Origin of the sequence: Streptomyces sp. NPDC048484 (assembly GCF_040651415.1) — a bacterium.
Lineage (GTDB): Bacteria > Actinomycetota > Actinomycetes > Streptomycetales > Streptomycetaceae > Streptomyces.
In genome coordinates this window covers 1-17637 of sequence record NZ_JBEZJY010000059.1, presented here as the reverse complement: position 1 = coordinate 17637, position 17637 = coordinate 1, and the positions used below count along the sequence as shown (strand labels likewise).

At 70.3% G+C, this 17637-nt stretch carries 14 protein-coding genes; 5 read left to right on the top strand and 9 right to left on the bottom strand.

Annotated features, from left to right (window positions below):
• Window positions 1-53: 53 nt before the first annotated feature.
• The 5 genes from AB0D14_RS38905 to AB0D14_RS38885 form a co-directional block, all read right to left on the bottom strand.
• Window positions 54-2093 (bottom strand): endo-beta-N-acetylglucosaminidase, encoded by a 2040-nt coding sequence (locus tag AB0D14_RS38905; RefSeq protein ID WP_362788334.1) that lies wholly within the window; start codon window positions 2091-2093, stop codon window positions 54-56.
• 52 nt (window positions 2094-2145) lie between these two features.
• On the bottom strand, window positions 2146-3384 hold the full coding sequence (locus AB0D14_RS38900) for a glycosyl hydrolase (RefSeq protein ID WP_362788332.1): 1239 nt from the start codon (window positions 3382-3384) through the stop codon (window positions 2146-2148).
• Between the two features lie 253 nt (window positions 3385-3637).
• Window positions 3638-4549: a carbohydrate ABC transporter permease gene (locus tag AB0D14_RS38895; RefSeq protein WP_362788329.1), complete on the bottom strand. Its 912-nt coding sequence runs from the start codon at window positions 4547-4549 to the stop codon at window positions 3638-3640.
• On the bottom strand, window positions 4546-5472 hold the full coding sequence (locus tag AB0D14_RS38890; protein WP_362788326.1) for a sugar ABC transporter permease: 927 nt from the start codon (window positions 5470-5472) through the stop codon (window positions 4546-4548). The genes AB0D14_RS38895 and AB0D14_RS38890 overlap by 4 nt, the downstream gene beginning before the upstream one ends.
• A 5-nt stretch (window positions 5473-5477) precedes the next feature.
• Window positions 5478-6761 (bottom strand): sugar ABC transporter substrate-binding protein, encoded by a 1284-nt coding sequence (locus AB0D14_RS38885; RefSeq protein ID WP_362788401.1) that lies wholly within the window; start codon window positions 6759-6761, stop codon window positions 5478-5480.
• 245 nt (window positions 6762-7006) lie between these two features.
• On the opposite strand from AB0D14_RS38885, the gene AB0D14_RS38880 reads away from it, so the two are divergent.
• Window positions 7007-8050 carry a LacI family DNA-binding transcriptional regulator gene (locus AB0D14_RS38880; RefSeq protein ID WP_362788323.1) on the top strand — a complete coding sequence of 348 codons (1044 nt, stop codon included), beginning with the start codon at window positions 7007-7009 and terminating at the stop codon, window positions 8048-8050.
• Between the two features lie 170 nt (window positions 8051-8220).
• Here the strand turns inward: AB0D14_RS38880 and AB0D14_RS38875 are convergent, their stop codons facing one another.
• Complete coding sequence (locus AB0D14_RS38875) at window positions 8221-9786, bottom strand: alpha-L-fucosidase (RefSeq protein ID WP_362788321.1); 1566 nt, start codon at window positions 9784-9786, stop codon at window positions 8221-8223.
• A 118-nt stretch (window positions 9787-9904) separates the two neighbouring features.
• Window positions 9905-11821, bottom strand: coding sequence for a family 20 glycosylhydrolase (locus tag AB0D14_RS38870; protein ID WP_362788319.1), 1917 nt, complete (start codon window positions 11819-11821; stop codon window positions 9905-9907).
• Window positions 11822-12057: 236 nt separating this feature from the next.
• Here AB0D14_RS38870 and AB0D14_RS38865 point away from each other — a divergent pair, with 236 nt between their 5' ends.
• The gene (locus AB0D14_RS38865) at window positions 12058-13512 is read left to right on the top strand and encodes an amidase family protein (protein WP_362788316.1); all 1455 of its coding nucleotides are present in this window, start codon (window positions 12058-12060) and stop codon (window positions 13510-13512) included.
• A 127-nt stretch (window positions 13513-13639) separates the two neighbouring features.
• On the opposite strand, the gene AB0D14_RS38860 is transcribed toward AB0D14_RS38865, so the two are convergent.
• Entirely contained in the window at window positions 13640-14122 is a 483-nt protein-coding gene (locus AB0D14_RS38860; protein ID WP_362788313.1) for a GNAT family N-acetyltransferase, read from the bottom strand.
• Window positions 14123-14236: 114 nt separating this feature from the next.
• Complete coding sequence (locus tag AB0D14_RS38855; protein WP_362788310.1) at window positions 14237-14407, bottom strand: hypothetical protein; 171 nt, start codon at window positions 14405-14407, stop codon at window positions 14237-14239.
• 417 nt (window positions 14408-14824) lie between these two features.
• Here AB0D14_RS38855 and AB0D14_RS38850 point away from each other — a divergent pair, with 417 nt between their 5' ends.
• From AB0D14_RS38850 to AB0D14_RS38840, 3 genes are all read left to right on the top strand, one after another.
• A complete protein-coding gene (locus AB0D14_RS38850) occupies window positions 14825-15913 on the top strand; it encodes an S-(hydroxymethyl)mycothiol dehydrogenase (protein ID WP_362788307.1) in 1089 nt (362 codons plus the stop codon).
• Window positions 15910-16542, top strand: coding sequence for an MBL fold metallo-hydrolase (locus AB0D14_RS38845; protein ID WP_362788304.1), 633 nt, complete (start codon window positions 15910-15912; stop codon window positions 16540-16542). Before AB0D14_RS38850 ends, AB0D14_RS38845 begins: the two co-directional genes overlap by 4 nt.
• A 125-nt stretch (window positions 16543-16667) precedes the next feature.
• Entirely contained in the window at window positions 16668-17423 is a 756-nt protein-coding gene (locus AB0D14_RS38840) for an SDR family oxidoreductase (protein ID WP_362788301.1), read from the top strand.
• Window positions 17424-17637: the final 214 nt, after the last annotated feature.

The following is a 17637-nucleotide window of genomic DNA, read 5'->3' as shown; positions in this document are numbered from 1 at the left end:
AACTCCGTTGTGCGGGTTGTTGCTGTGTACCGGTGGTTACCGGCCGTCGGCGGTCACCAGGTATGAGTGACGGTCGCTGGGACCGACGCGGTGTAAAGCTCCCCCACGGCCCGCAGTTCGAACCGCGCCGCCTGCTCGCCTCCTTCGGGTGTCAGTCCTCCAACGAAGAAGGCCTGCTGAGCGGTTCCGCCGAGGAATCGCCGGGTGCCGTCGGGCAGGATCCGGTGCAGCGTGTAGTGGCGTACGTCGCCGCCGGTGGCCGCGCGCCAGGCGAAGCGCAGGTCGCCTCCCGAGGCGTCGGTGATACGCGCGTCGGCGGGCGTGCCCGGGCTCTGGGCGGCCTGATCGCGTACGGCGAGTCCGCCGAGCCGCCACTTCACCGCGCCGCCGGCCCCGGTGAGGCGGACACCGAGCGCGTGCACCGTGCCGCCCGCCGGCAGACCGGTCAACCGTACGGTCGCGGTCTCCCAGCCGCTGCCTGTGGTGACCGGGAAGTACGTGTACGCGTAGGGCTGCCCCGGGCCCGACGGCTCGGCGGTGGCGACGGCCAGCTCGGCGGTCACGTTCCCCGAGTCGACCCGGTGGGTCAGCTCGACGACCGTGCCGGCGCCGAGCGGCAGGCGGGTCGCGTAGACGTCCAGGGTGGTGGGCGCGTCCAGGGTGCCGTCGACCAGGACGCTGCTGCCGCCGCGCCAGGCGGCGGCGAAGTCGAAGGTGACCGCGGGATGTTGCCCCGCCGTGCGCGTGACCCAGCGCCGGGACGGCAGCCGGTCCTGGAGACCGAGGTGGTTCCACGGGGTCGTCGACGTGACCTCGCCGTCCTCGTACCAGCGCAGCCCGTGCCCGGTGTTGAAGGCCGATCCGAACGGCAGTCCGGTGACCGTCGACCGGTCGGCGACGGAGACGGCGGGCGCGCGCCAGGTGTCGGCGGTGTCGGGGCGGGCCGGATCGAGCGAGCGGCCGCTCCAGAAGCGGTCGTCGGAGGCGTGGAAGTCGCCGGGCGTGCGTCCGGCGGGCAGGTGGTTGCGGGTCCACTCGGGCCGGTAGAAGCCGACCGAGACGACGTGCGCCGAACCGCTGGGCACCATGGCGTCCCAGTTCACGGAGCGGTTCCAGCCGTTGGCCTCCACATCGACGCCGGCCCACAGCTCGTAGCGGCTGCGGCCGAGTTGCTGGGCGGCCGTACCGGAGGAGGCCAGGCTGCCCGACGACCAGCGGAAGTCGACGAACATCGAGTCGGCGGCCTGGAAGAAGACCTTGTTCTGGTTGTTGAGCGCGCCCTGCCAGCTCACCGAGCCGCTCACGGTCATGGAGTCGTACCAGGTGACCCGCTGCCCCTTCGCCTTGCTGAGCGCCTTCAGCTCGGTGAGGAAGCCCAGCATGTCGGTGGCGAGTGCCGCGTTCCCGCCGCTGGTCTCGGCGTTGACGAACCAGCCGTCGAAGCCGTACGCCTCGGCCACCGCGACGAGCTGTGCGGCCAGCGGGTAGTGCCCCGCCGCGTCCTTCTGCACCAGGTCACGCGTCCACTGCAGCTGTCCGCCGTACGCGGCGGGCGGCAGGAACACATTGCCGAGGACCGGTACGCCGTGCCGGTGGGCGGCGTCCACGATCGGCGCGTTCGGCGCGAGGATCAGGCCCTCGCCCGAGGAGCCGCCCCAGAAGACCAGCTCGTCGACGTAACTCCAGTGGGTGAGCGCGTAGTAGTCGGCGGTGGCCGAGCCCTGCGAGGGGTTGCTCGCGGTGGGGCCGAAGGAGACCAGCGACTGGATTCGGGCCTGGCCGGCGCGGGCCGTCGTGTTCACCGGCGTCGGCGTGAACCGCTCGGCGAGCGGCACGGACGACGCGTTGAAGGCGAGGTCGGTGTCGGCGGCGGCGCTCCATGCCTTCAGACCGCGCCAGGTGATGCCGGCGCCCGGTGAGCCCGAGGGCAGCGAGTCCGGATACCAGTAGGACGCGTACGGCTGGAGCGGCACGGCGGCCTCGGCCCCGGCGGTGGCGGACGTCGCCCCGGCGGTGGCGGGTGATGCCGGGAGCAGGGCGGCGGCCGCCCCGGTGCCGGCGACGAGCAGGACGGTGCGTCTGGTGGGGTTCACGAGCAAGTGCCTCCTTGTGGGAGTTCTTGGGGAAGTACGGAACCTGACGGGATTACGGAACCTGATCGGGTGTGACGACTTCGGTGATGCCTCGTGCGGTGAGGTGCTCCACGTCGTTCGCGCGGGAGACGAGGACGGTGGTCGGTCGGGCGCCGTCGGCGGTGAGCCGGAAGAACGCCTCGAAAACCGGGCCGCCCGGCGCGCAGACGGAACGGCCGGCGGGGTCGTCGGGGACGACGAGTGCCGTGGTGCGGACCTTGGGCGGGTCCGGGTGCTCGCGGGCCGAGCGGGCGGCGCGGGCCAGCGCCCGCGCGCTGTCCTTGGGGCGGCGGTCATTGCTCAACAACCCGAGCCCGTATTCGAGTTCGGGGAAGTCGGCGAGGCCGCGGGACACGTCGTGGGAGCACCACCAGGTGATGCCCCAGAGGTCCGTGCAGTCCAGGGCGTTCGCGACGGTCGCCTCGGTGAAGGCGGCGGCGTGCTCGGCGGGGACCAGCGGCGCCGGGGCGCCGACCTCCTGGAGCCACACCGGGCGGGCCGGGTCGTCGGCCCAGGCCTTGCTCAGCTCGATCAGATAGGCGGCGTGGTGTTCGGTCGCGACACCGGTACGTCCGTGCCGCTGGGCCGTGCCGTTGAAGACCCAGGAGTGCACCGCGGTGACGGCGCCGCGCCGCGCGGCCTGAGCCGGGGTGAACGGCATGTCGTCCTGGTACCAGGCCGCGTCGTACTCGGCGTGCAGATGCAGCTTGCCGGGAGCGCCCTTCTCGCACGCCGTGAGCATCCGCTCCAGCCAGGCGTCGACCAGGCCGGGCTCCGTACGGTCGGGGTCGGGGTGGGGGCCCGCCGAGAACTGGTTGACCTCGTTGCCCACGGTCATGCCGATGAAGTTGGGCCGATCGGCGAGGGCGGCCGCGAGGGTGCGCAGGTACTCGGCCTGCCCTTCGACGACCTCCGGGTCGGTGAAAAGGTTCCGCCGGTGCCAGGTCTGCGTCCACGCGGGCAGGAAGTCGAAGCTCGACAGGTGGCCCTGCAGTCCGTCCACGTTGACGTCCATACCCCGCTCGGCGGCAGCGTCCGCGAGGGCGACGAGCTGTTCCACGGCCCGCGGGCGGATCAGCGAGCGGTTCGGCTGGAAGTAGGGCCAGATCGGGAAGACCCTGATGTGGTCCAGGCCGAGTGCGGCGATCGAGTCGAGGTCGGCGCGCACGGAGTCGAGGTCGAAGTCGAGCCAGTGATGGAACCACCCTTCGCTCGGGGTGTAGTTGACGCCGAAGCGCACGGCAGAAGGCATCCGGGAGTCCTAGTCCTGTTTCTGTGGTGCGTGCGTGGGGGTGTGCGGGCGGCTCGCCGTCGGGAGGGGTGGCCCACGGCTACGGGTGGCTCGCGGGACACGCGGCCACCCCGCGACCGGCTGTCGCTCTTCAGGGGCGCGGGGAACTGCGCGACCAGCCCCCGCCGGCCCGCACCCGACAATCCGCTGATGCCCCTCAGGGGCGCCGTCACCGCGCGTGGTTCGCGCGGCTCGCCGCCGGTGGCCGCAGGGCTCAACCCTTCACCGCGCCCTCGCCGACACCGCGGAAGAAGTACCGCTGGAGGCAGGCGAAGAGCGCGATCAGCGGTGCCACCGCGATGATCGTGCCCGCGGCGACCAGCCGTTCGTCGTTGGCGAAGGTGCCGTGCAGATAGTTGAGGCCGATGGTCAGGGTGAACTTGTCCGGGTCGCTGAGCACGATGAGAGGCCACAGGAAGTCGTCCCAGGCGCCCATGAAGGCGAAGATCGCGACGACGGCGAGGGTGCCCTTCACCGAGGGCAGTGCGATCCGCAGGAACCGCTGCCAGGTGTTCGCCCCGTCGACGAAGGCCGCCTCCTCGATCTCGTACGGGAGGTTGAGGAACGCGTTGCGCATCAGCAGCACGTTCATCGCGCCGATGCAGCCGGGCAGCACGACTCCGATGAGGGTGTTGTTCAGTCCCAGCTCACGCATGGTCGTGAACTGGGCGATGATGATGCCCTCCACGGGCACCAGCATGGCGAGGATGAACACGAGCGTGGTCACCTTGCGGCCGCGGTAGCGCAGCCGGGCGAGCGCGTAGCCCGCGAGTGCCGCGCCGACACAGTTCGTCACGACGTTGGCGGTGGCGACCTTCAGCGAGTTGAAGGCGTAGTCCCACACGGGGATGGTCGCGGCGACCCGTTCGTAGTTGTGCAGGGTCGGTTCGCCGGGCAGGAACCTGGGCGGTGAGCTGAAGATGTCCTCGGTCGGACCCTTCAGGGAGGTGGAGAGCTGCCACACGAACGGCCCGACGGTCAGCGCCAGGACGGCGAGCAACAGCAGGTAGCGCAGGGCGAGTTCCCACACCCGGACGCGCTTGCCGTGCTCGTCGGTGACGCGCTTCCTGCGGCGGGGCACATCCGCGGCGGGCGGTGCCTCGCGGACCTTCTCGGCGACGCTCACGCGTCCTCCTTCCGGTCGGCGCGCAGCACGAGCAGCATCAGCGCGACGGTGACGACGAAGACGACGACGGAGATGGCGGAGGCGTAGCCGACCCGGCCGGTCAGGCCCGTGCCGGTGCGCTGGACGAGCATCACGAGCGTGGTGTCCTCCCCAGCGGGACCACCGTCAGGGCCCGCCATCAGGTACACCTCGGAGAACACCTTGAAGGCGGCGACCGAGGAGAGCGCGCCGACCAGCACCATCGTGGAGCGGACGGCGGGCACGGTGACCGTGAGGAAGCGGCGGATCGTACCCGCGCCGTCCACGGCCGCGGCCTCGTGCAGTTCGCGGGGCACGTTGGCCAGCGCGGCCAGATAAATGATCATGTAGTAGCCGAGGCCCTTCCAGACCGTGACGGTCATGGCACTCAGCAGGAGCAGCCACTGGTCGCTCAGGAAGCCGACCCTGCCGACCCCGACCGCCTCGAGGAGCGAGTTCACCAGGCCGCGTTCGTCGAGCAGCCACACCCAGATGAGGCCCACCACGACGATGGAGGCGACGACCGGGGTGTAGAAGGCCGACCGGAAGAAGGCGATGCCGGGGATGTTCTTCTGGACCAGGAGCGCGAGCATCAGGGGCAGCAGGACGAGCGCGGGGACCACCCCGACGACGTACAGGGTGCTGTTGCGCAGACCGATCCAGAACATCTCGTCGTGCAGCAGCTCCCGGAAGTTGGCCAGGCCCACGAACTCGCCGGGCATCAGGGTCCGGCGGTCCGTGAAGGCGTTGACCACCGTCGACACGAACGGGTAGAGGATGAAGATGCCTACGACCAGCAGCCCGGGGGCCGCGAACAGCCAGGGACTGGTGGGCAGTTGGCGCCGCACCCGTGCAGTCACTGAAGCAGCGGCGCCGGAGGAAGCCGTACGGGAAGAACTCGCCATGTCGGTCAGCCCTGCTGCTGGAGCAGCCGGTCACACGCTTTGACAGCGTTGTCGAGCGCTTCCTGGGGGCTCACCTTGCCCTGCAGCGCCTTGGCGACGGAGTTGCGCAGCTCGGTCTTCATCTGCTCGCTGAGCAGTACCGGCGTGTAGTTGACCGCGTTCTTCAGGGAGCCCGCGGCGGCGATCCGTACGCGGGTCTCGTCCGTGCCGTCCTCCTTGGTGAAGTACGGGTCGTCGAGCGAACCGGCGGTGCTCGGGAAGATCGCGACCTTCTTGGCGAACGACATCTGGTTCTGCGCGTCGGTCACGAAGTGCGCGAAGGCGACCGCGGCGGGCTTCTTCTTGCTCTGGGCGTTCACCATCAAACCCATGACGTACATGTTGACCTTGCCGGTGCTGGTGATCTGGTCGGTGATGCCGATGTTCTTGTAGAGGTTCGGCGCATCCTTCTTGAACTTGCCGAGGTCCAGGGCGCTGCCCGGGTTCATGGCGACGGCGCCGGTGAGGAACTTCTTGCCGGACGACTCGGGGGTCGCGGTCAGCGCCTGCGGGTCGAGGGCCTTGGCGTCGTACAACTCCTTGTACTTGGTGAGGAGTTCCACACCCTTGGCGTCGTTGAAGGCGAAGGCCGTGCCCTCCTTGTTCATCAGCTCGACGCCGTAGCGGCCGAAGTCCTCGATGGTGGGCACGTTGGCCAGGGTCGCCACCTTGCCGTCGCTCTTGTCCGCCAGCTCCAGGGCGTCGGCGAAGAGTTCGTCGTACGTCGTCGGGGGCTTCGAGGCGTCCAGGCCCGCCTCCTTGAAGAGCGACTTGTTGTAGAACAGCGGGCCGGTGTTCAGGTACCAGGGGAAGGCGTACGTGCCCTCCATGCCCGGTATCTCGTGGCCGGCCCACGCACCCGGCAGGTACTCCTTCTTGTACTTCGCGGCGGCCTTGTCGACGTCGAGCGCGAGGCCCGCCTTGGCGAGCGGGGCGACGAGGTCCGGCGAGACGTTCACGACGTCGGGCAGCGTGCCGCCGGCCGCGTCCGCGCTGATCTTGTCGGCGTAGCCCTCGGCGGGCTGGTCGACCCACTTCACGTTCGTGCCGGGGTACTTCTTCTCGAAGTCGGCGACCAGGCCCTCGAAGTACGGCTTGAAGTTGGCCCTCAGGTTCCAGGTCTGGAAGGTGATGTCGCCCTCGACCTTGCCGGAGGCGTCCGTGGAACCGCTGTCGTCACCCCCGGAGCCGCAGGCACTGAGCGGCAGGACCAGGGCGACGACAGCGGCGGCGAGTGCTCTGCGAGGCATGCGCACGGTGACCGGGCTCCTTTGCGACGGTGTGGGTCAGAGGTGACGGGCAGACCTTGCATCCATCCCGGTGGGGAAGTCAATGGATTCCGTTCCGCTAAATTCATCAGCTGGACATAGCACCAGGTCAGAGAGTTGCATGTCACTCCTTGCGATGGATCACTAATGCGCTTTAGAGTGGCCTGACTCAAGCGCTTTAGTGTGAAGCTCCATTGAGCAGGGCTTCAGTGAAATGGGGAGCAAGGTTGCCAGCCAAGCGGTCTCCCGCGCGCCGGCCGACGATGAAGGACATCGCGCAGCGCGCCGGGGTCTCCGAAAGCGCGGTCTCGTTCGCGCTCAACGACCGGCCCGGGGTCTCCGAGGTCACCCGGGACCGGGTGCGCCGGGTCGCCGAACAGCTGGGCTGGCGGCCCAGCACGGCGGCGCGCCAACTGTCCGGCGAGGGCACGGCGACGGTCGGCCTCGTCCTGGCCAGGCCCGCGGACACCCTCGGCGTCGACTCGTTCTTCCTGCAGCTCATCTCGGGCATCCAGGAGGTCCTGGCGGAGCGTCACCTCGGGCTGCTCTTCCAGGTGGTCGAGGACGTCGACGACGAGTGCGCGGTGTACCGGCGCTGGTGGGCGGAGCACCGCGTGGACGGAGTGATGGCCGTCGACCCCCGCACGGACGACCCGCGCCCCGGCCTGCTCGACGAACTGGGGCTGCCCGCGGTGGTCATCGGCGGTGCGCCGGACGCGCGGCATCCCGGGCTGTCCACGGTCTGGGCGGACGACGCGGGCGCGATGGCGTCCGTCGTCGGGCGGCTGCACGAGCTGGGACACCGCCGGATCGTGCACATCGCCGGGTTGCCCGGCCTCGCGCACACCGAGCGGCGGATCCGTACGCTGCGCGCCGAGGCCGACCGGCGCGGGCTCACCGAGGTGCGCTCGGTGACCACGGACTACTCCGACGCGCAGGGCGCTGCGGTCACGCGCCGTGTCCTGGAGGCGGCCTCACCACCGACCGCGCTCGTCTACGACAACGACGTGATGGCCGTCGCCGGAGTCGCCGCCGCGACGGAGCTGGGCTTCTCCGTGCCGGGCGACGTGTCGGTCGTCGCCTGGGAGGACTCGGCGCTGTGCCGCATGGTCAAGCCGTGGCTGTCGGCGCTGTCCCGCGACACGGTGGAGTTCGGTCGGACCGCGGCGAAGGAGCTGACGTCCCTGCTGGACGGCGGGCCGGCGCGGGCGGTGGGGGTGCCTGTGCCGGAGTTGATCGAGCGGGACAGTACCGGACCCTGCGGCGCTTGAGAGCCTTGAGCGGGGAGGAGTGGGGACGGTTGTCGCATGGCGACGGCCGCCCCCACTGCACACTTCACCTGGGCGTGAGCCTGCGGGGATGCGGGAATCGCGGTCTGCGGGGATCGCGGTCTGCGGGTGCGTTGTGGCTGATCGCGCAGTTCCCCGCGCCCCCGGAAGACTCAGGTTCGTGAGCGGTACAGGGCGAACTGCGCCAGGTGTACGGGTCCGCGTGCACGCGTTACCCGTACGCGCCAGCGGCTTGCCCGTACGGGGGTCGGTAGCAGCAGGATGCGGCTTGCGCCGAGTGTGCCTGCCTCGGTGACCCGCTGCCAGGCCCCGCCGGTGTGGGCCTCGACCACGAAGGCCTCCACCTGCTGGCCGTGCCGGATGTCCTCCGCCAGGCGGATGCGGTCCACCTCGCGAGGGCGGCCGAGGTCCACGGTGATCGTGCCCGGCGAGGTCGTCGTCCGCGCCCCGCGCGCCAGGTCCTGCGGCAGCTCCCGGTCGATCCGTTCGCGGAACTCCCGCAGGCGGGTCACATCGGCGGCCGGGAGGAGGCCGTTGTCGTCCGGCGGCACGTTCAGGAGCAGTACCGCGTTGCGGCCCACCGAGCCGAAGTAGATGTCCGTCAACTGCTGTACCGACTTCGGCTGTTGGTCGGCGTGGTAGAACCAGCCGTCCCGGATGGACACATCGGCCTCGGCCGGCCACCACTGGAGGTAGTCCGCCAGCGGCTGCGCGGCGACCAGGGCATCCCTGCCTCCCATGTCGGGCGCGTCGTACGAGAGCGCGAAATCCATCCGCCCGTTGGCCTTCTCCTGGACGGGTACGGCACTCCACTCGTTCTCGCGGGCCAGCCCGCCCTCGTTGCCGACCCAGCGCACATCGGGCCCGGACACGGCGACCGTGGCGTCCGGCGCGAGGGTCCGGACCAGTGTGTACCAGCTGTCCCAGTCGTACGTCTCGACCTTGTCCGGTGGGATACGCCCCTGGGCACCGTCGAACCAGACCTCGTCCACGGGACCGTACTCGGTGAGAACCTCGTAGAGCTGGTCGAGCATATGGGCGCCGTAGTCGGTGGCCGGGAGCGTGAACGTGGGGCCGTCCGGGCGGTCGTCCCCCGCGACCGGCGTGGGGATGACGCGCTCGGAGCGGGCACTGCCGTTGGCGTACACGCCGTGCAGGTACTGGTTCTCGTCGGCCGGTGAGATGTAGACGCCGACCTTGATGCCGTGGCGCCGCATCGAGTCGGCGAACGAGCGCAGGACATCGCCCTGTCCGTCCCGCCAACTGCTCGACGCGACCGAGTGGTTGGTGTAGCGGGACCTGTAGAGCACGAACCCGTCGTGGTGCTTGACGGTGAGGATGGCCAGCTTGAAGCCGCCGTCACGCAGAGCGCGGGCCCATTGGTCGGTATCGAGGCCGACCGGTTGGAAGACGTCGGGATCCTCGTCCCCCGTACCCCATTCGAGGCCTGTGAAGGTGTTCACGCCGAAGTGCAGGAAGGCGGTACGTTCGAGGGCCTGCCAGGCGATCTGCCGTTCCGTGGGCCGGACCGCGGACGCTTTGCGGACCAGCTCGTCGGGGGTGTCGTCGGGGCTGACGGGGATCCGGTACCACGGCTCCCCGGGGGAGGCTGCAGCGGCTGCGGAGGCGGAGGCCGAGGACGCGAGGGCCAGGGACGTACCGCTGGACGCCACAAGAGCGGCGGCGGCCGTGACGAAGAGGCGCCTGGAGACTGCCATGCGGGTCGGACTCCTCAGGTCAGGGACAAGGGCAGGGACAGGGACAGATCAGGGGCGGGGCGAGGTCAGAGGCAGGGGGCGACGGGCCTGTAGGCCTACAGGCCACAGGTCATGCGGGTCATGCGGCGGTCAACCGCCATACGGCCGGGCCCTGCTGATCCGGCGGAAACTGTGCCAGTTGTCCGTCGTCGGTCACGTGCACGGCCATCTGCGTGATCGCGTTGACGAGTCGGTAGCCGCCGCCCCGCGCGGGCGCCAACTGCCAGCGCTGCAGGGTGTTCGTGGCATCGCAGGCCTGCTCGGACACCACGGCTCCGGGCTGGAGCGGCACATTGAGCGTGAGTCTGCCGCCGCGCACCTCCAGGCAGCCACTCGCGGTCTGCAAGGTCACGTAGCCGTCCGGGGTGCGCTCGACCTCGGCCGTGACGGCCTTGGTCCCCGCACGGAAGGTGTACGTGCCGTTCGCGACCGGCACGCGGGTGAGGTCCCGCCGACCGGGCGCGTGGCCCACGGCCGCCGCGCGAGCGGTGAACTGCGCGTACGTGGCGTCCGGATGAGGGCTGCCCCAGGTCGCCTGGGCGACGTGGCGCAGTGCCGGGTCGGTGTCTTCCGCGACCTCGTTCTCGGTCTCGCCGCGGCCGTTGTCCGGCCAGAGGCTGATCTTCGCGCCGGTGATGCCCTCGCGCGAGGCGAGCTTCTCACCCTCGAAGCTGCGCGGGTCCCACCTCTGGTCGTACAGGCCCTTCGTGTCCGAGTGGAAGCCGCCGCGCACGAGATAGAGGGCGTAGGCCGCGTTCATCAACGGATAGCCCTGGGCGCGGAGTTGACTGGGCTTCGTCGCCACGTTCAGCCAGTGCTCGACCGTCGTGCCGGCCGTGACGGGCACGGTGTTGGCGCCGGTGAGGCCGTCGTTCCAGATCCGCAGCTTCCTGCCCTTGCCCGCCGCGTAGGAGTGGACACGGTTGACGAAGTCGATGAAGGCGTCCTGCGGGGTGGCGTTCGCGCCGTATCTCGCCCTGGCGTACTCCAGGACCTGCGGGTACTTGTCGAAGTCGGAGCCGAGCATGTACTCGTCGGCGCCCATGTGCCAGGAGTCGGCCTTGAACACCTCCGCGTACTCGTCCATCAGACCCGTGTAGTAGGCGAATGCCTCGGGGCGCGTGATGTCGAGCCGGGACGGCTGCTTGTTGCCGTCGGAGTCGGTGAGCTGGAGATCCGGCCGGTTCTCGATCCAGGGGTCCATGTGCCCCGGCGAGTTGATCTCCGGGATGATCGTGACGTGGTACTTCTCGCCGAGCGCGACGAGGCGTCGTATCTCGTCCTTGGTGTAGTAGCCCCAGGTGTTGGCCTCGGGGTGCGCGTCGCTCTTCACCTTGAGTTCGAGCAGCAGCTGGTTGAGCTTGTTGTACGCCATGTCGCGTACGAGGTTCTCCAGCCAGTCCGGGGTGATGTGGATGTAGCAGGCACACACGCCGACGCCCCGCTCCTCGTACTGGGGCACGTCGACGGTGCGTCCCGCGGGCAGCCGGTCGCCCTGGGCGAGGAGCTGGAGGACGGTCCGGGTGCCGTAGAAGGCGCCCGTCTCGGTTGCGCCCGTCACCGACAGGCGCTTGCCCGCCCGGAGTTCGTACCCTTCCCTGCCCAGCGCGGTCCTGGAGGGCGCGATGTCGACAACGATGTCGCCCGTGCGCGCCCCTGCGCTCACGACCGGAACGGTGCCGTGTCCCGCCGCCCGCAGGTCCTCGGCGAGGGTGTCGGCGACCCGGCGCTCCGCCTTGCCGTCCGCGACGAGGCGCGCGCCCCGCTCATACGCGTAATGTCCGGCTTCCGGCGTCCAGTCGGACAGCGCGGGAACGGTGACAGGAGTCGCGGATCCGGCCGCCCGGACTCCCCCGGCCGCTCCGGCTGCCCCTGACACTCCCGCAGCCGGGACCGGCGCCGCGAACAGCAGGAGCGCCGTCACGACTCCGACCAGCCTGGACCGTCTTGGAGACACATTCTTGACGTCCGTACGCACGGGCACCCTCTCAGTCATCGGAGGTGTGATAATTGAGCCGGCTCCGGGGCATGTCAATGGGGTGCGGAGAGCGCCGAGATGAGCCAGTGGTCGGATGACCTGGCACTCCGTACGAACCGCCGGGCGGACGCGGCGGAAAAGTCCAAGAGGAACGCAGCGAATGTCCAAGCTCGACCGCTCTCGACTGGACGGCCCCTACCGGGGCACAGTGCTCCTCGAACTCACCCGTGAGACCACGCCCCCGAGGAGCCACCGTGACCAGCTGGGCCGGCCGGACCGCCGCCGACATCGCCGCCGCAGTACGCGCGAGGCGCGTCACGCCCCGCGAGGTGGTCGCCGAGCACCTCGCACGGATCGAGTTGCTCGACGCACGCGTGGGTGCCTTCCGCCGGCTGCGCGCGGCGGCCGCGCTCGCCGAGGCGGACGAGGTGGCGGCCCGGGCTGACCTGGCCGAACTCCCCCTGGCGGGCGTACCGGTGGCGGTCAAGGACAATCTGGCCGTGCGCGGTGAGTCCACCCGCAACGGCAGCGCGGCGAGCCCGGACACCCCGGCGGACGAGGACCATGTCACGGTGGCCCGGCTGCGTGCGGCGGGCGCCGTTGTGGTGGGGCTGACGAACGTCCCCGAGCTGTGCGTCTTCGGCACCACGGAGGGCGTGCACGGCACGGCTCGCAACCCGTGGGACACCACGCGCACGGCGGGTGGTTCCTCCGGGGGCAGCGCCGCCGCGGTGGCCGCCGGCATGGTGCCCCTGGCCCTCGGCAACGACGGCATGGGCTCGCTGCGGATACCCGCCGCCAACTGCGGCCTGATAGGCCTGAAGCCGGGCCACGGCACGATTCCTGCGGGCATCGGCCACGGCGACTGGTTCGGCATGTCCGAGAACGGACCGCTGGCGACGACGGTCGAGGACGCCCGGCTGATGTTCTCGGTGCTGGCCGCCAGGGACGTCGTACGGGCGGATGCCGCAGGCGCGGACGTCATAGGCGCGGACGTCGTAGGCGCCGATGGCGTACGCGCTGATGTGGTTCGCGCCGAGAAGCCCGTCACCCTCGCGGTCGCCGTCTCCGTGCGCAGCCCGCTGATGGGGGTTACCGTCACCCGGCCCTACGCGGACGCGGCCCGTGCGGCGGCCCAGCTGCTCGCCGGAGCGGGGCACCGGGTCCGGCGGGCGGACCCGCCGTATCCGGTGTGGCTGGGTACGACCTCGCTGGCGCACTGGACGGCGGGGACGGCGGTGGACGCGGAGGGGCTCGATCCGCGGCGGCTCGCGCGCCGCACGCGGGTGCACGCGAGCGTGGGACGCCGTTGTGTGGACTCGGTACGGACCGGCGTGCGCCGGCAGCAACTGCGGGAACGGCTTACACCCTTCTTCGCCGAGCACGATGTGCTGCTCACTCCCGCGCTGGCCCGGCGGGGGCCCGCCGCCGCGGAGTGGCACAAGCGTGGGTGGCTGCGAAATGTGCTGGTCAACACCAACTACTCGCCGATGACGCCGCCGTGGAACCTGACGGGGTGGCCTGCGATGACGGTGCCGTTCGGAACGTTGGCCTCCGGAGTGCCTTGTGCCGTTCAGTTGGTGGGGCGGCCTGGGAGTGAGACTGTCCTGCTGGAGCTGGCGGGGCAGTTGGAGGAACTGCGGCCCTGGAGGCGGACAGCTCCGCTGGGGGCTGGGGCTGCGGCTGGGGCTGCCCGGGACGGGTTGTAACCCTCGAAGGCGACAGCGTTACCGGTCGCCTCGCCGATGGCGAAGGTGGGAAGCCGGGAAGCCACCATCTGGTGGAGAGGGCTCTCACCGTCCGCAGGCTGCCCGGCGCCGATCGGTCGGAGTCCGGTCAGAGTGCTCGGTGCATGATGTGGAGGCCGACTCTGCCGTGGGTCGGGTGGTCGTACGCGTCGGGGATCGTGCCCAGGATCGTGAAGCCCAGTGACGTCCACAGCTTCACGGCCGGGTTGGTCTCGACGACGGCGTTGAAGACCATCGCCCGGTAGCCGGCGTCCTCGGCCGTCCGCAGGACGTGCTCGGCCAGGGCCCGGCCGATGCCCCGGCCGGTGTGGTCCGGGTCGACCATGAATCCGGCGTTGGCCACGTCTGCCGCGGGACCGCCGTAGTTGGGGGTGACGTAGGCGGAGCCGACGACGGCACCTGAGGCGTCCTCGGCGACGAACACGCGCTTGCCCGGCGCCATCCACAGCGCGCGGGCGTCTTCCTCGGAGGTGTCCGGGTCCCAGGCGTAGGTCTCGGCGGCGGCCACGATGCGGTGCCAGAAAGGCCAGATCCGTGGCCAGTCGTCAGCCGCGGCTTCTCTGATCGGCATGGACACGAGTCTGGCACGGCCATGCCGATCAGCGATCAAGCGGGTCCCGCAACGGTCCGGGGCGGCCCTCGGTGGTCCTGGACAGTCCAGGGCGGTCCGGGCGGCCCCCGGCCGTCAGTCCACGCTGGGCAGGATGTGGGGCTCCGCGAGGTCGTCCTCGTAGCCCGCCAGGCGGATGGGTGCGGACCTGGCCCACACGTCGAGGCTGCCGAGCTTCTCCGCCCGGTCTGCGTCGACCGTACGTTCCTTGAGGGCCTGATCGAGATTCGTCTTCTCCGGTGTCACCGCGCACTCCTTCTGTGTCGGGTCACCCTCGGGGCGTGCAGGACCACTCTGCTACCGGTCGTCTGACGCCCGCTCGGGTCTGAGCAAAGGCACTTCGGACGCGGTGGCGCCGGTCAACTCACATGAGAGCAGGCCGTGGTGACTGGCTTGTCCCGGGACGGACCGTGGGTGTGGGTGGGACCCAGAAGAGCTGTCCGTCCCGCACAGACTAACCAAATGAGCGGGCCGCCGCTCGATGGGGCTGAAAACAAGGTGTAACCATCTGAAGTCGTCCGGCCTCCGTCGACCGTCCGTCGGGCGTGTTTCACTCGGTTGTCCACCTCGGTTGTCCACCTCGGTTGTCCACAGGCAGGGACCACCCGTCCGGCCCTGTGCCAACATGATCAACGCCCCACTGCCCATGTGAAGGAGTCCGACATGGCCGCCCAGCAGGTACGCGGTGTCATCGCCCCAGGCAGGAACGAGCCGGTGCAGATCCGGACGATCCTCGTCCCGGACCCGGGGCCCGGCGAGGCCGTGGTGAAGGTGCAGGCCTGCGGGGTCTGCCACACCGACCTGCACTACAAGCAGGGCGGCATCAGCGACGACTACCCGTTCCTGCTCGGCCACGAGGCGGCGGGCGTCGTCGAGTCGGTCGGCGAGGGCGTCACCGACGTGGCCCCGGGCGACTTCGTGGTCCTCAACTGGCGTGCGGTGTGCGGCCAGTGCCGGGCCTGTCTGCGCGGCCGCCCCTGGTACTGCTTCGACACGCACAACGCGAAGCAGAAGATGACCCTGGAGGACGGCACCGAGCTCTCCCCGGCCCTGGGTATCGGCGCCTTCGCGGAGAAGACCCTGGTCGCGGCCGGTCAGTGCACCAAGGTCGACCCGTCCGTGTCCCCGGCGGTCGCGGGTCTGCTCGGCTGCGGCGTGATGGCGGGTATCGGCGCGGCCATCAACACCGGCGGGGTGGGCCGCGGTGACTCGGTGGCCGTCATCGGCTGCGGCGGCGTGGGCGACGCCGCGATCGCCGGGGCGAACCTCGCGGGCGCCGGGAAGATCATCGCGGTCGACATCGACGAGCGGAAGCTCGAAAAGGCCCGCACGATGGGCGCCACCCACACCGTCAACTCCAAGGAGACGGACCCCGTCGAGGCGATCCGCGAGCTGACCGGCGGCTTCGGAGCCGACGTCGTCATCGAGGCGGTCGGCCGCCCGGAGACGTACAAGCAGGCCTTCTACTCCCGCGACCTGGCGGGCACGGTGGTCCTGGTCGGCGTCCCCACCCCGGAGATGAAGCTCGAACTGCCGCTGCTGGACGTCTTCGGCCGCGGCGGCAGCCTCAAGTCCTCCTGGTACGGCGACTGCCTGCCCTCCCGGGACTTCCCCATGCTGATCGACCTGCACCAGCAGGGCCGCCTGGACCTGGAGGCGTTCGTGACGGAGACCATCGCGCTCGACGAGGTCGAGCAGGCCTTCGACCGCATGCACGAGGGCGACGTCCTGCGCTCGGTGGTGGAGCTGTGACCGCCGCGCGGATCGAGCACCTGGTCACCTCGGGCACGTTCAGCCTGGACGGCGGGACCTGGGACGTCGACAACAACGTATGGATCGTGGGCGACGACACCGAGGCCTTCGTCATCGACGCGGCGCACGACGCCGACGCCATCGCCGAGGCGCTCGGCGACCGCACGCTGCGCGCCATCGTCTGCACGCACGCGCACAACGACCACATCGACGCCGCCCCCGCGCTGGCGGCGCGCACCGGTGCACCGATCCTGCTCCACCCGGACGACCTGCCGCTCTGGAAGCAGACGCACCCGGACCGGCTGCCGGACGGTGAGCTGTCCGACGGCGACCGGCTCTCCGTGGCGGGCGTGGAGCTGACCGTCCTGCACACGCCCGGTCACGCGCCGGGGGCCGTGTGCCTGTACGCACCGGAGCTGGGCACCGTCTTCACCGGCGACACCCTCTTCCAGGGCGGTCCCGGCGCGACGGGCCGGTCGTTCTCCCACTTCCCGACGATCGTCGAGTCGATCCGGACCCGGCTGCTCGACCTGCCCGCCGAGACGGTGGTCCGCACCGGCCACGGGGACCCGACGACGGTCGGCGCCGAGGCCCCGCACCTCCAGGAGTGGATCGACCGGGGGCACTGAGAGAGTTCCGGGCAGGTGCGCAGTTCAGTTCCCGTTGGCCCGGTTGAAATCTGGCCATGATCCTGCCCGACAGCCCTGTCCGACGGAACCTGTCGCCTGACGGCCCGTCATGAGACGGTACGCGGATGACGTCGCCGTACGGGCTCAAGGGCAGGGTCGCCATCATTACCGGAGCCTCGCGTGGCATCGGGCTTGCCGTCGCCGAGGCGCTCGTTGCCGCGGGCGCGCGGGTGTGTCTCACGGCGCGGGACGCCGACGGTCTCGACCGGGCCGCCGCGGAACTGGATGCCGTGGCGATCGCGGGCACCGTCGCTGACCCGGCTCATCCGCGGAGGCTGACCGAGCTGGCGATGGACGCGTACGGCCGGATCGACATCGTGGTGAACAACGCGGCGACCAACCAGCCCTACGGCCCGCTCATGGACGCGGACCCGGAAATGTGGCGCGAGGCGTTCGCGGTCAACGTCGAGGCGCCGCTGCGGCTGGTGCAGCACGCGTGGCGGTCCTGGATGCGCGAGCACGGCGGTTCGGTCGTCAACATCTGCACCGAGGGCGCCACGCACGTCGGCCCGAACCTCGGCGCGTACGGCACGAGCAAGGCGGCCTTGCTCCACCTCACCCGGCAGCTCGCGGGCGAACTGGGCCCCGGGGTACGGGTCAACTCCGTCTCCCCAGGCCTCGTACGCACCGAGATGGCACGCTTCGTCTGGGAGCCGGCGGAGGAAGAGGTGGCCGCCGGTCTGCCCCTGGGCCGCATCGGCGAGCCCGAGGACGTGGCCCAGGCCGTGCTGTGGCTCGCCTCGGACGCGGCGAAGTGGATGACGGGAGCGGACCTGCTGGTGGACGGCGGAACGAGGGTGCGAGCGGCACACGCCCCCTAAACTTGACTATTAACCCCACCAAGATCATTTCTTGGTGGGGTTCGTCGTTCGCCTGACAGCTGGGCGGCCTTTGCGTGATCGTGTCTTCTCGCTGAAGTCGACAGTCGATCAACCCAAAGGCCGTGATGGACAGTCTGCAAGACGACGCCGCGCGCGTCGAGGCCCTGACCGGGTTGTCCCGGTTCCGCAGCGAGTTCTACGAGTGCCTGACCCT